The organism is Vibrio sp. ZF 223 (genome assembly GCF_003050585.1).
GTDB lineage: Bacteria > Pseudomonadota > Gammaproteobacteria > Enterobacterales > Vibrionaceae > Vibrio > Vibrio crassostreae.
Genome location: NZ_PIGB01000009.1, coordinates 38,334 through 51,856, shown reverse-complemented (window position 1 = coordinate 51,856; position 13,523 = coordinate 38,334). Strand labels below are relative to the sequence as shown.

At 43.8% G+C, this 13,523-nt stretch carries 12 protein-coding genes; 7 read left to right on the top strand and 5 right to left on the bottom strand.

What is annotated here, in order from left to right; all coding sequences use genetic code 11:
* Positions 1 to 101: 101 nt before the first annotated feature.
* Together CWO13_RS16815 and CWO13_RS16810 are read right to left on the bottom strand one after the other, a co-directional pair.
* Entirely contained in the window at positions 102 to 422 is a 321-nt protein-coding gene (locus CWO13_RS16815) for a heavy metal-binding domain-containing protein (protein WP_004730185.1), read from the bottom strand.
* A gap of 71 nt (positions 423 to 493) precedes the next feature.
* Positions 494 to 1,420 carry a LysR substrate-binding domain-containing protein gene (locus CWO13_RS16810; RefSeq protein ID WP_102479184.1) on the bottom strand — a complete coding sequence of 309 codons (927 nt, stop codon included), beginning with the start codon at positions 1,418 to 1,420 and terminating at the stop codon, positions 494 to 496.
* Between the two features lie 91 nt (positions 1,421 to 1,511).
* Here CWO13_RS16810 and CWO13_RS16805 point away from each other — a divergent pair, with 91 nt between their 5' ends.
* Positions 1,512 to 2,528, top strand: coding sequence for a DMT family transporter (locus CWO13_RS16805; RefSeq protein WP_108083264.1), 1,017 nt, complete (start codon positions 1,512 to 1,514; stop codon positions 2,526 to 2,528).
* 17 nt (positions 2,529 to 2,545) lie between these two features.
* On the opposite strand, the gene CWO13_RS16800 is transcribed toward CWO13_RS16805, so the two are convergent.
* Positions 2,546 to 5,560 (bottom strand): HD domain-containing phosphohydrolase, encoded by a 3,015-nt coding sequence (locus tag CWO13_RS16800; RefSeq protein ID WP_108083263.1) that lies wholly within the window; start codon positions 5,558 to 5,560, stop codon positions 2,546 to 2,548.
* 355 nt (positions 5,561 to 5,915) lie between these two features.
* On the opposite strand from CWO13_RS16800, the gene CWO13_RS16795 reads away from it, so the two are divergent.
* The 5 genes from CWO13_RS16795 to CWO13_RS16775 all read left to right on the top strand — a co-directional run bounded on the left by CWO13_RS16795 (position 5,916) and on the right by CWO13_RS16775 (position 11,030).
* A complete protein-coding gene (locus tag CWO13_RS16795; RefSeq protein WP_055319405.1) occupies positions 5,916 to 7,238 on the top strand; it encodes a GGDEF domain-containing protein in 1,323 nt (440 codons plus the stop codon).
* Between the two features lie 156 nt (positions 7,239 to 7,394).
* Positions 7,395 to 8,141, top strand: coding sequence for a phosphatase (locus CWO13_RS16790; protein ID WP_055319406.1), 747 nt, complete (start codon positions 7,395 to 7,397; stop codon positions 8,139 to 8,141).
* Positions 8,142 to 8,285: 144 nt separating this feature from the next.
* Complete coding sequence (locus tag CWO13_RS16785) at positions 8,286 to 8,681, top strand: cytochrome b562 (protein WP_017100642.1); 396 nt, start codon at positions 8,286 to 8,288, stop codon at positions 8,679 to 8,681.
* A gap of 351 nt (positions 8,682 to 9,032) precedes the next feature.
* The gene (locus tag CWO13_RS16780; RefSeq protein ID WP_048663368.1) at positions 9,033 to 9,383 is read left to right on the top strand and encodes a hypothetical protein; all 351 of its coding nucleotides are present in this window, start codon (positions 9,033 to 9,035) and stop codon (positions 9,381 to 9,383) included.
* A gap of 111 nt (positions 9,384 to 9,494) precedes the next feature.
* Positions 9,495 to 11,030: a PepSY-associated TM helix domain-containing protein gene (locus CWO13_RS16775; RefSeq protein ID WP_102478897.1), complete on the top strand. Its 1,536-nt coding sequence runs from the start codon at positions 9,495 to 9,497 to the stop codon at positions 11,028 to 11,030.
* A 74-nt stretch (positions 11,031 to 11,104) separates the two neighbouring features.
* Here CWO13_RS16775 and gloA2 read toward each other — a convergent pair whose 3' ends face one another.
* Positions 11,105 to 11,488, bottom strand: a complete 384-nt coding sequence (gene gloA2, locus CWO13_RS16770) for an SMU1112c/YaeR family gloxylase I-like metalloprotein (RefSeq protein WP_048608779.1) — start codon at positions 11,486 to 11,488, stop codon at positions 11,105 to 11,107.
* The gene (locus CWO13_RS16765) at positions 11,488 to 12,420 is read right to left on the bottom strand and encodes a LysR family transcriptional regulator (RefSeq protein ID WP_102431494.1); all 933 of its coding nucleotides are present in this window, start codon (positions 12,418 to 12,420) and stop codon (positions 11,488 to 11,490) included. The genes gloA2 and CWO13_RS16765 overlap by 1 nt, the downstream gene beginning before the upstream one ends.
* A gap of 373 nt (positions 12,421 to 12,793) precedes the next feature.
* Between CWO13_RS16765 and CWO13_RS16760 the strand changes: the two genes are divergently transcribed.
* Positions 12,794 to 13,387: a cysteine dioxygenase gene (locus CWO13_RS16760; RefSeq protein ID WP_102431495.1), complete on the top strand. Its 594-nt coding sequence runs from the start codon at positions 12,794 to 12,796 to the stop codon at positions 13,385 to 13,387.
* The last annotated feature ends 136 nt before the right edge of the window (positions 13,388 to 13,523 follow it).

Sequence of the window (13,523 nt, the reverse complement as noted above, 5' to 3'; positions counted from 1 at the left end):
CAAGCCTAAGTTGTCCAACGAATACAATAACGCCCCTTAGCTAACGATTTAGCTAAGGGGCGTTTTTTCTAGGTAATCACACGATTTAGCGAGTGATTCAACTAAGCCACAACCACTGCTGTGCCGCTTGCTGAAACCATCAGCATACCATTGCCTGTGCCAAGTACTTCGTAATCAATATCTACGCCTACCACTGCGTTGGCACCCGCTTCAATCGCTTTCTGCTCTAACTCTTTGAATGCGTAGTTACGTGCTTTTTCCAGTTCTTTCTCGTAGGTACCAGAACGTCCACCCACAAAGTCACGAATACCCGAAAACATATCTTTGAACACGTTCACCCCTAGGATAGCTTCTCCGGCAATAACCCCTTTGTAATCGACAATGCGTTTGCCTTCGACAGATTGTGTAGTGGTAATAATCATAATGGCCTCTGTAAGTTAGATGCGTTGTAACTAGCTGAATAACGGCTAGCTGTAGTTGGGCTAGAGCAGTTTTATTCCTGAATATCACCGCTGATTATTGTCTCTGAGCGTGTGAATTCATGTCTCAACCATGTTCTCAGTTTTAGCACACTTTCTTGTTTTAATTTGTTTTTCGGGCAAACAAAGTAGAAATCTTGGTGCGGGTTAGCTACTGGATCGCCAAGCTCTACCAGCATGCCGTGGCTAATATCATCTTTCACAAACAAGCGATGCGTTACTAATACGCCTAATGAGCGAATTGCAGCTTGCACGGCTTGAATGGAGACATCGAATGTTAGATTGCTATGGAATGTAGGCAGTGGGATTTGGTAATTGTCGCACCATACCTGCCAGTCGTGTTGTCGCCTTAGGTTAAAAACACCAATGGTCGGGTTTTGTTTGACGAGTTGTTGAACGCTTAACTCACTCTGGTTTTTTAGCAGAGTTGGACTGCATACCAAGACCAGATCATCATCGCCAAGCTTTTCGCTGTAATACTGATCCCATTCATTCGGTTTGCCGTGCACAAGGGCAATATCGACACCTTCCTGCTCTAGATCAAAAGGGCCAGTTAAGGTGGAAATACGGATATCAAGTGAGGGAGAAAAAGCTTGGAAATCGGGGACGCGGGGAATCCACCAGTGCATCGCGAGTGAATTGACCATGTTGAGGGTAATGCGGTGGTCGTTAGGTGTTCTGGCAAGCTCTTCGGTCGCCTCTATCACTTGCTCAAGTGCGGGCGCGACTTTGCGGTAATAACGCTTACCTGCGGCATTAAGAACAACACGACGGCCGACTCGTTGAAACAAAGGCTTGTTGACCAGTTGTTCTAACGACTTTATGGATTGGCTTACCGCTGAGTGACTGACATACAACACCCGCGCGGCGTCAGTCATGCTGCCAGTTTCAGCAACGGCAATGAAAGCGTAAACGGATTTAAGCGGAACGAGTTTTTTCATTGGTAAGTTTTCCTTACAGTTATGCTTAATATTACTCGCTATTTTTCATCACGTCACGCCACTAAAATGGGTGTAATAGGAGGTGATAATTATGTCTGATATTACCAAGGCAACGACTTTCATGTTGTTGTCGACGTTCAGTTTGTCTTTAAGTGGCTTAATGGCCAAATATCTATCTGAAGTGATGCCCACTTCGTTACTCAGTTTTGTGCGGTTTTTTTTACCCAGTCTGTTCTTATTTCTTTTTCTGACCTTTTACAAAATCAGCAAGCCGACACGAGAAATGTGGAAACCTTTGGTGATGCGGGCGATCTTTATGGTGGCGTGTCAGTGGTGTTTCCTTACTTCACTGCAAACCTTAACGCTTGTTGAAGGGGTAGTGTTGTTCAGCACTGGTCCTCTGTTTATTCCATTGTTAGAAAAGTTAATATTTAGAACCAAGATTCGTACAACGACGATAGTGTGTTTAGTTGTCACCTTTGTTGGTGTAGTGATGATGGCAGGGGATTGGTCGCAGTTTGAATTTGGCTCAGAGTTCTTTAGACCAGCACTGCTGCTTGGTTTAATGGCGGGCATGTTTAATTCAGGCTCGCAAGTGAGCTTGTACCGGGCGTCTAAAACCAGCCTTTCGCCAGCAGAGCTCAATGCGTGGACCTTCTTAGTCGCGGCAATCATTGTGATTCCAATGGTGGTGTTTACTTCAGTTTCTGCGGTGCCTGATGTGCTTGAAAGTGCAGAGAAAGGAACCTTGTCGGCGTTACTGTCTTTTGATGATTTACGCTGGATTGCTCTCGTAGCTTTCGGCCTTGCACTGTTTACCATCAATACCCAAATCTTCCGTTCCAAAGCGTATAAGCTTGCAGAGAGTGGCTCTCAACTGGCGCCACTAATTTTCACTAACATGTTGTTTAGCGCATTGTGGCAAGGTGTGTTCTTTGATGATGTATTTTCTACTCAGCAGTTGGTTGGTATTAACCTGATTGTTGCTGCGAGCATCACTAATACCTTGTTAGCTAAAAAGCGTAGTAAAGACGGGCAAGCATCCAAGCCAACGAGCAACTCCAAAGAGAGCTCGGTGTTGGGTTTACAGCCAATAGTTAAGCGCTAAACCTTGTCAGTAACGGTTTAAAAAAGTGAGCGAATATACTCTTTTACTTTTTCGATGTGTTTCGTTTCATCGATATCGCATCGTTGGCTTAACTCAAGGAATCGCTCTGCGTATTTGTCATAGATTTTATTTTCTAAAAACAGTAAATAGAGTTTGGGATCAATATGACCGCTCGTCGCCATGTTGGTCATGATATTGAGCGATTCACTGAGCAGCTTTCCTTTTTTATACGGACGGTCGCTGGAAGTCAGGGCTTCAAACACGTCAGCAATCGCCATGGCTCGGGACGGCAAAGGTAATTGATCTTCACTCAACCCACGAGGGTAGCCCTTACCATCAATACGTTCATGATGCCCACTGGCAATTTCGGGAATATTTTGCAGGTAAGGTGGGTAAGGGAGCTTGTTTAACATGGTGAAGGTCTGAATGATATGGTCATTGATCATGAAGCGTTCTTCTTCGTTGAGAGTGCCACGATTGACTTTCAAATTGTGCAGCTCGCCTTGGTTGTATTTGACCTCTCCAGGCTTAAGGACGAACTCTTCTTGCCACAATTCTGCTGGGTTAAAGCCATTATCCCATGGGATCTTGTGCTCTGGTTTGTCCGCAAGGAGTGGTTCCATCACTGGTAATGTCTGTTCACTGTGATCTGGTTTAGCGTCGGCAGATTGCGACGATTTCTGCCACGACTCGTATCTCTCTTTTTCAGCCCAAGATATTCCAAGCTGATCGTCTAACGTTCGTTTCCATTGACGTTTGGCAATTTGGTCCAATCGTTCGAGTTGTGCTTCTGTCATTGATTCTCCGCCTAAATTGCACTGCGCAACGAAGGCAAACTCTTCATCGAGTGTTGATAGAGTTTGCTCGAGGATCTGTAGCTGCACTTCCTGAAGTTCACCGTTCGCCATCGCTTTCCAATAGTCGGTTTCAGCTTGCTGTTTGAGTAACTCAAATCGCATGCGAACTTCGTGGATTCGGTCGTAAATGGTCTCGAGTTTGGTTGCTTTGTCTACCACATACTCTGGGGTGGTGACTTTCCCGCAGTCATGCAACCACGCAGCTAACATCAATTCTTCCCACTGTTTGTTGTCCAGAGAGAACTGAGGGTAATAACGGTCGTCATCGATAGTCGCTTGGGTTAACCATTTGGTCAGCTCGGGTACTCGTTGGCAGTGACCTCCAGTGTATGGGGATTTGGTATCAATCGCAGAGGCGATCAGCTCAATAAAAGCATTAAGCATGTCTTTCTGTTGCTGCATTTGGTCAATGTTGTCTTTGGCTATTTCCGCAAAGCTCAATAACTCTCTTAAAAAGGCGTGTTTATCTGCTTGAGCTTTGGTAATCGGCCTTTCATAGCCAATCGCCACAATACCAACCAACAGTTTTTCGCGGTTCAATAATGGGAACAAGTACAGGTCTGAGTTGAAGATAGAGTCTTGATAATAGTTGAGTACATTGTCTTCTCGATTTAGGTGGATGGTCTCTCCTGACTTGAGTTTGCACAGTAACCAAGGTGTGTGTTTGATGAAGTCATTGATGTCTGCTTTGAAGGGAATGATCGCTAGGTTGGCGGCGGTATCAAATACATCTTTCTTCTCTGATTGAGTAAACAGCACAATGGTTTCGGCCTTGGTTATCAGATAGCTTTGGTGAGCGATGTTCTTGGCAAGTATCGAGAACTCCTGATTCCCTGCCGTGTCCCGAAGTAAGTTGATGAGGTCATGAAGCGTGTGTTCCATTAATTCGATGGAATGGGCGAGGTTAGCTACCTCTTTGATCATGCTCTTCGGATAATGGGTACGACGGAAATCGAATCGTGCAATGTTATCGGTAAGCTGCATCAGAGTATTAAGCGGCTGGGACAGCCGATTAGCTACTAGCCACACGATACCAAAGCAGATAAACAACATCCCAATCGCGACCGCGACCTGTTTGTCACGCATTGAAATGAGGTCAGAAAGCAGTTCATTGTGTGGTGTCGCCTCTGCCAAATAGAGGGTCACGTTTTGGGTGAGCTCAACCGGAGTTAAGGTCAGTGCCCATGTATTCAGGTTGTACTCGACGTTTTTGAGATTGAGGTTAAACTTTTCCTCATCTGAGATTAGCGGCCCCAATACTGAAGATTTTAACGCTTCCATTTGCTCTCGTTTGGGGATGTTGAAAAAGCTCTGCTCCTGCTCACTACCAGAGAGTTTTCCAGCGCCATTTACATTATTAGTATCGTCATGGTTAGCTTGGAAGGTGAGGTTAGAGGTCGTTAAATCCAGTTGATGCTGACCCAGAAGATTAAAGTGCTGGTCAAATAGAGCCAGTCTGGTCTGCGGAGAGTAGGCCAGCTCACTGATCTGAGAAGAGAGTGAACTCAGCGTGAAGTCGGCGCCTACCACATGCTTGCCATCGGCTGAACGCCTAGACAGTGTAATGCCATTGGTTTTAAGAAAATAAAAAAGATAGGGCTCGGATAGGTGGATTGAACCATCGGGCTTTGCATTGCGATACCAAGTACGAGTCGTTGGGTTAAATATACTCTCGCTTTGTACCGTGCTGATGACCTGATGCGCACCATCGTGGTAGGTAATAAAGTTCTCACCATCCAAATTAGTGCTACTGACCATCATGGTCGCTTTGGCAGGGGCATTATTTTCGGCCCTTTGTTTATTGGTGCTCAAGGGCCGGAATATTCTAAAGTTGCCATCCTCCGAGCCATAGAAGAGCGCAACTAAATTAGTATTCTGTTTGAAGATGATATCGACTGATGCTAGCCAAGACTCCTTATCGGTAGAGGAGCTTTGTTGATTAACAAACGGACTGACCGCCATCACGTTCAAAGTGGTGATGACAGGCGCTACTGCTTGCTTGAACACTGATTCCAGTTTATCACGATGCTCATTACTGACCTCACGAACTGTGCCCAATAGCAGCTCTTGAGAATGCCGATAGCTTATTGATATCAAAACTGCACCGACAAACGTTGTCAAAATTAGGAAAAGGCTAGTGATGTGGATACTCAGCGGATAACGTCTTCGTCTCATCTAACACTCCAGCGTGTGAACTGGTTTAAGTATTGACGAACTTGGGTAGGTTGCAAAAAATTGGTGCAATTAAGGCGGCGCTGCGACAAAGTCGTGCTTCCGATAGCTAAGTGAAATGAGAATAAAGCCTTATCTTTAAGTGCTAATGGTCACTTGTGGTTGGTAGGGTTGCTCCGAGATGCTGTACAGGCTCGATGTGGGCAATACATATCTAGTGTTATTAATATTCCTGACAAGAAAAACAAGCATTCCGAGTGTTTTATCAATTAAGCGTTATTATGTTAATATCATCAGTTATTTTGCACATCTATAAAACATCTAGGTGCTGTATGTGTTGAGCCTAGAAGGAACAGTAATGACGTTAGAAGCCTATATTCTCAATGTAGGAATATACTCAATTTTCCCATTGTATTTTGCTACGTTAAAAAATCGTGTGCGTACAGCTGCATTTTATAACTATCTTAGTATTGTACTTTTAGTGGGAGGGCTTGCTGGTGCAGTTTATTCCTTTCCTTTATCCGAAGATTTAAGTATTTCAGGCGGAAATATTGCTTATGGTGCATTCATGATGAGCACTATAATGCTCATTATTATTGAGCGGGATTTTAGCACTTTTAAACACATGTTTCTGTTAGTAGTAGCTGTGGATTTGATTGCCTTTGTTGGTTTCAACTTTATGGCTTGGTTACTGGAATCGGAGTATGCGTTGAACCCTTTTGCAATCCCTTTCAGCATCTTTGACGTATCGTTGAAAGTTCTTGTTCTTGGAGGGGTTTTGATTCTCCTCGAAATATTGTTATTGATGTTTATTTTTACACAAGTGAGTAAGTTCCTTTCCAACCTACCAGCGTTGGCATTCATCTATACGCTAGCCTTTGTTTTTATCCTTTGTTTGGATGGAGTACTGTTTCCTGTTTTAGCTTTTGGCCTGAGCCCGCAAATCGTTTCTATCATATTCGGAAATATACAGGGTAAGTTGCTGATTGCGGCCTGCTATAGTGTCCCAATGCTGATCTTCTACTTTTTGTTTAGGGGAGATTTTGCCAAGTTTGTTAGTTCGCCACTATCCATAAAGGATTTGACTAAAGCTCCTAGAAAAGAGTTGCTGGCAACATTGTATCAATATGAGTTGCGTGATGAGCAATTGCAGAGAGAAAAACAAGATCTCACAAAGATTGCACTTTTTGATGAGCTAACCTCTCTTGCTAATAGACGTAAATTCAATCAAAAGTTTGAGTCTGAATGGTCTAGATGTGAACGCGAAGGGCAAACTTTAACCTTAGTGATCGGTGATATTGATTTTTTCAAGCAATATAATGATGCGTATGGCCACCATCAAGGAGATGTTTGCCTTAAACAAGTCGCAAAGTTATGGAAGCAAATTTTTAATCGTCCCTCAGACCTTGCTGCTCGCATAGGAGGCGAGGAATTTGCCATTATATTGCCAAGCACATCTATAGAACAAAGCAGAGCTCGCCTTAATTCATTCTTAACGGTTTTGCACAGTCAATCGATTCCTCATCGTTCCTCACCCATTGCTTCTCATGTAACGATGAGCCTAGGTGTAGCGGAATGCGTTCCGACGAAAAGCACATCGCCAAATGATCTGTTTATGCTTGCTGATAAGCGCCTTTACAAAGCAAAGAATAGCGGGAGAAATCAGGTTATTGTCGATTGAATTAATTTTAACAATACTGAATGATGAACAGTATATGATTTCAAATCGCTCAGCATCACATTAAGCAGGTGTCTGTTGGGCATTTTTGAAGAAGCTATATTAGACCAACCCAACTCAAAATTGATTGACTAGACCAAGCGAAGAGAGCATTGATTCATGGAACTCAAAGTAGATACTCACACCCACACATACGCAAGTGGTCATGCTTACAGCACGCTTATCGAGAATGCCAAGTCGGCAAAACAAAATGGCTTAGACATGTTTTGTACTACTGATCATTCAGAATCAATGCCAGGTGCGCCACACTACTGGTTCTTCAGTAATCAGCGTGTGCTTCCTCGCTTTATCGAAGACGTTGCAATTATCCGCGGCGTTGAATCAAACATTATGAACACTCAGGGAGAAATCGACATTCATCCGAGCGTTGATAAGAACCTAGATTGGGTGATTGCCAGCTTCCACGAGCCTGTTTTTAGCCCTTCGGATGTCGCGACCCATACAGAGGCTCTCGTGAATGTGATTAAGGGCGGTCGAATTGATGCGCTTGGCCACTTGGGCAATCCTAATTTTGATTTCGATTTTGAAGCCGTTATTCAATGTGCGGTTGAGAACAACGTGGCGATTGAAATCAACAACACCACACTCAAAGGCAATAGCCGAGTTGGCAGTGTTGACCGCTGCTATGAGATTGCAAGAATAGCGAAGGCGAAGGGGGCATTTATTACAACAGGGAGCGATGCGCATTTCTGTTTAGATGTCGGTGGCTTGGATTTAGTCGCCGCATTGTTAGATGAAGTGGGTGTCGATTCGAGTAAAGTGATTACCCATTCGCCAAAGCAATTCCTGGCCTTTTTGGCCTTACGCGGTCGTAATGAAATCCCAGAATACTCAGCTCTTATTTAAGAGAATGTCGGCGGGTTTGCATTTCGATACAATCAATTTTTGTGCCTGACAGATTTTTGTATACACTAGCCGAAAATAATAAAGTCGAAGTGCCACAGTAATGATGGCGCTATCTTCAAAGTCACAGCTTCACTTGGAGAAACAATGAAAACTCGCTCAATCCTTTTATCTGGTTTAATCGCTGCTTCAGTATTGTCTGGCAACGCATTTGCTAATGTTGACCTTAAGAAAAACATGCAAGAAATGAAGCTTGCGTTCAAACAAGCGGCAGAAGCTCAGAGCATTGAAGAGATGCAAAAGCCTATCGTTCGTTTAGATACGCTAGTGGCAGAGCTGAAAACGGGTGTTTACCCTGTGGAGAAAGAAGACAATTTCATGGAAGGCTTCAAAAAAATCAGTGCATCACTGGATAGCATTGAGCAGAAGCTAGACCAAGGTGACTTAGAATCGGCACAGCAAGAACTTCGTACTATTGACGGCCTTCGTGAAGAGTACCATGAGAAGCGTAACCCAAGCATTTGGAGTAAGATCTTCGGTTAATTCGCTTATTTGTTCCGTTTGTCTAGTATTATATTTGTTTAGCTATCACTGCCGATAGCCACCTTGTTCGCTAGAGTGACCAAAACAAGTTAGTAGATAACAAAGTTCAACTTCTAAAACGCCGCTTATATTTCCCTTTGTTGGAAAATGTAGGCGGCGTTTTTTATTGTCTTTTTTCTAATCAGTTTGATGCACTGAGGTGCGTAATATTTTTTTAGCGCTTCTGTTTTAACCGGTTTTTAACTAAATAGAGTGTGCGTTAGCTTCAATTTTTTAACCTGATGTTAATCTTTACGTTTACCTATATAGCAAGTGCCTCATAATAAGGGGAATTTATAAAGATTTGGAATAATGCGCCGAACTTCGTTCAATCTCTCCATGTTACTTGCCACAGCGTTAAGTTGGGCTTTAGTGACATTAATGCCTGTTATCAATGCTCATGGTAACAGTGCGGGAGTATGGGCGTCGTTGTGTACGGTCAACGGCTTTGAACTGGTTCAAATTGAAGAAGGCGAACCGAATACTCACAAAGGTAAGCCGTGTCCGTTTAGCCATTTTTCCACATTTCACCAAGATGAACTTCCAACTACACTACTGACAACTCGACTGAGTTCTATTGTCTCAGACAGCTACGCTTTTTTGGCTCTAAGCGAACGCTACACGAGGCAAGCCCCGCGCGGCCCTCCCTTTGATATTGCTTAAACCTAACCTTCTAAAATAATTAAAAAACAAAGTATTAAGTAAAGTTAAACATGCTCAGATTACTTTCTGATTCTTCAGAAGGTATGTTTGCGTGTGTCAAAGGAAATAATAATGTTGAGAAATGAATCTCAAAGCTCTGCGAAAGCACAAGCGACTTCGCAGTCTACAAGCAGTGCAACAACCGGTTCGAGAACCAATATAAAAAACAAAGACCGCAATAAAACTCTCTACTTTCTCACCTGGCGCTGGCACTTCTATGCTGGGCTATTCGTTATCCCTTTCATGCTGATGTTAAGTATTACTGGTTTAATGATGTTGTTTGACGATGAAATCGAGTTAGCTTTCCATCACGATGCGATCGAGATTGTTGCATCGGGCGACCCGATTAAAGTGTCACAACAGCTAGCAGCAGTGCAGAATCAATATCCGCAAGGTTCAGTGACACAATTTGTACCAAGCAAAGCGCCTGACTTGGCGAACCGTTTTTCAGTCTCTCTGGAAGACGGCACATCGGTTTTCGCAACTGTGAATCAATATACTGGTGAAGTCGTCGGTGAGGTGCCACGCAGCGACAGCCTGTATCAACTGGCAAATGACATCCACGGAACTTTATTGATTGGTGATTGGGGGGATTATCTGATTGAAGTGGCGATAAGTTTATCCATTCTATTGTTAGTTAGTGGCATTTACCTATGGTTACCAAGAGACAATGCAAGCCGCGCTGGCTTTCTTAAGCTGAGAGTGTCATCCGGACCTCGCGTACTGATGCGAGACTTGCATGCGAACTTAGGTGGCACGTTATCTCTTATTCTGCTGCTCTTTATCCTATCAGGGTTAGCGTGGACAGGTTTCTGGGGCGGTAAGCTTGTTCAAGCATGGAGCACTTTCCCGGCTCAAATGTGGGACGATATTCCATTGTCAGATCAGACGCACGCATCACTTAACCATGGCTCGGAAGAAGAGTTACCGTGGAACTTGGAGCAAACACCACTGCCTTTGTCTCAAGATAAGCCAGCAGCACACGTTCATCATGTGGAAGAGGCGTCTGAACCTCATGATCACTCTAAGATGGGAGAAGACCACTCTCAACATGTCATTGCGGCGAGCAGTTTCGCGATTGATGATGTTATTGAGAAAGCACGATCTCTTGGTTTCACGCATTACAAGGTGAATTTCCCACGTTCAGAAACGGGTGTTTACACGGTGACAGCCAATACTATGGGCGGTGATATCATCGATCCAACTCAAGATCGCACCACACACCTAGACCAATACTCAGGCCGTATTCTGGGTGAAGTGACATGGCAAGATTACAACTTCATTGCCAAGACGCTAGCTGTTGGTATTTCTCTGCACCAAGGTGACATTAGTATCATCAATAAGCTTCTAAATGCCTTGTTTTGCTTGGCGTTCATCGTTGTGTCAGTGACTGGCGGTGTGATGTGGTGGATGCGCAGACCGTCAGGCCAACGCAAGCTCGGTACACCACCTAAGTTTGGTGATGCAGGCTTATGGAAAGCTGGCTTGGTGACGGTGGTGGTTATTTCGGTACTGTTTCCACTGGCGGGAGCAACGATTGTGGCTGCGATGCTCTTGGACTGGTTACTGTTCTCACGTGTTGAGAAGTTCAAAACGGCGTTGAGCTAATTGAATCACAAACAGACCTTCTCGACTTGAGAAGGTCTGTTTTGTTATTAAGGTGTTTGTTTATTAATAAGACTTTAAATTTGATAAAGCTCTAGCGGCAGGCCGTCTGGGTCTGCGAAAAACGTAAATGATTTCCCCGTAAACTCATCCACTCGAATCGGTTCGACGTCGATTCCTTGTCCTTCCAAATAGCTTTTGAACTGCTGAACGTCATCAACACAAAAGGCTAAATGTCTCAGCCCTTGAGCTTCTGGAAAACTAGGTCTTTCTGGTGCATCAGGGAAGCTAAACAACTCAATTTGAGCGCCATTAGGTAGCGCTAGGTCAAGTTTGTACGACTGACGAGCCTCACGATAGTTTTCGGCAATTATCTCAAGTTTTAAAACTTCCGTATAAAAGCGTTTCGACAATTCGTAGTCTGAACAGATTATTGCCGCGTGGTGTATTCCTTTAAGCATCAGTTTATTTCTCCTGCCAGCTTGTCACCCAAGTGTTCCATCGCGTAGTCAATGAAAACGCGCAGGCGGGCGGGCATGTACTTGGTTTGTGCAAACTGCATAGCGATGGCGCCATGGTAATTACTCTTGATGGTCCAATCTTCTAATACCTGTACAACAGAACCTTCAGCCAGCGCGTCTTGAATCACGAAGTCATGGAAAATACCGACGCCTAGACCTTCTTTCACACCTTTGAGTCGCATTTGCGAGTGGTTAACTGCGTACCGCCCACTGACGGGCACCGTGTGAAATTCATCATCTTTAAGGAAGTCCCAAATGTGGTCTTTGTCTGTCTCTGCAAGATACAAACAATCGTGTTCAGAAAGGTCTGTTGGGTGGCTAGGAACTCCTTTGGCTTTCAGATAGTCGGGGCTCGCACATAGCACGAGGTTTGTCTTTCCAAGCTCTTTCAAAACCAAGCTTTCGTCGGGCTTATCGGTTAGGCGGAAAGCGATGTCGATGCCCTGACGTAAAATATCGATGTCGCCATCGGCCGCTCTCAACTTGAGTTGGATTTCTGGATACTGATTTAAAAATGGAACAACAAAAGGCTGTAGCACTGAGTTTAAGAAAGCTTCAGGCGCCGCTACTGTTATGGAGCCTGCTGGTTCTGTGTGATCAGAGGTCGACAATTCAACCGCTTGCTGTGCAGCGTTAATCATGACAACGCTCTGGTCGTAAACCAATTGGCCTGCCTGAGTAATAATAAGCGTACGAGTGGTTCGTTCGAATAGCTTGACTGACAGTGCTTTCTCTAAACGTGTAATCAGCTTACTGAGCGCTGAAGGTGTCACCCCTAGCTGTTTTGCTGCCGCAGTAAAACTCCCTTCATTTACCACTAAGATGAACGAGGCGAGATCAGGAAGTAAGGCGATGAGTTTGGGATTAATCATAAGTATCCAGTTAGACTAATTTCAACAGTGAGCATAACCTTGATTGTGATTGATCTCTTCTGACTTGTGAATCAATTTCATCAATTGATACGCGCAATAGTAGCCGTGATGGAAGCCGTTCTTTTGTTGTTCCTATTTCAAATTACTCAGTTATTCAAATCTCAAGTCAATATGGCAATTCCGTTGCTTCCAATTGGTTGTTAGATGCTTTTGTTATATCAATGTAAATACTTGTGATTGCTTGTTAAATTTCATTTAAACGGTGTTAATATCCTCCAAACTTGTGCTGAATCGAATCAGCTATATTTCATCGTTCGAAGAGAACTTTTAACTTCGAGTTCGGAAGAGCAAAACATAGTTAGAGGTAAGTATTTTGCAACGTACTGATATTACCCCAACGCAATCTCCTGCGTTAGCCGCGTTAATTAATAACGATTATGAGCTTAATTTCCAAGAGTTTATGGACCAAATACAGCTGGCGAATAAACCTATGTCTCTGGCTTCCATTCGGTTCATATTGGATAACATCGAGCTGAGTAAAGAAGAGATCAAGTCGTTGGCGAGTTTTGATAAAGAAACATACTGCCGACAAAGACTTTTCAAGAATGACCACTGCGAAGTTTTAATTTTGAGTTGGCTAAATGGGCAAAGAAGTAAAATACACGATCATTTGAATACGTCTTGTGGCGTAAAAATTTTACACGGGCAAGCAACGGAAACCTTGTTTGAAACGGCGGCTAATGGCCATATTTTTGCTTCTCAGTCGACTCATTTCCAAGAGGGCAGTGTGACCGTCAGTAAAGATAATGATATCCATCAGATATCGAATCTACAGGCTGGAGATGAACCGCTCATTACGTTACATGTGTATTCGCCCCCTTTAAGCCAATTCCACCTCTATCAGCTAGAGAGCGGTAAGCCGGAGCTGCTCGACATACAACAAGAGTGCTGGGCCTACGAGATTTAAAGTGCGTTAAACGGAGACAACTTTCTACTTAAATGGTCATGATAAGGCTAAAAGGAGGCGTAGAAAGTTTGTCGTTTAATTTTGCTTTAACGCTATGCATTATAAAATTTTATACTATTTATGAACTTCGCATATC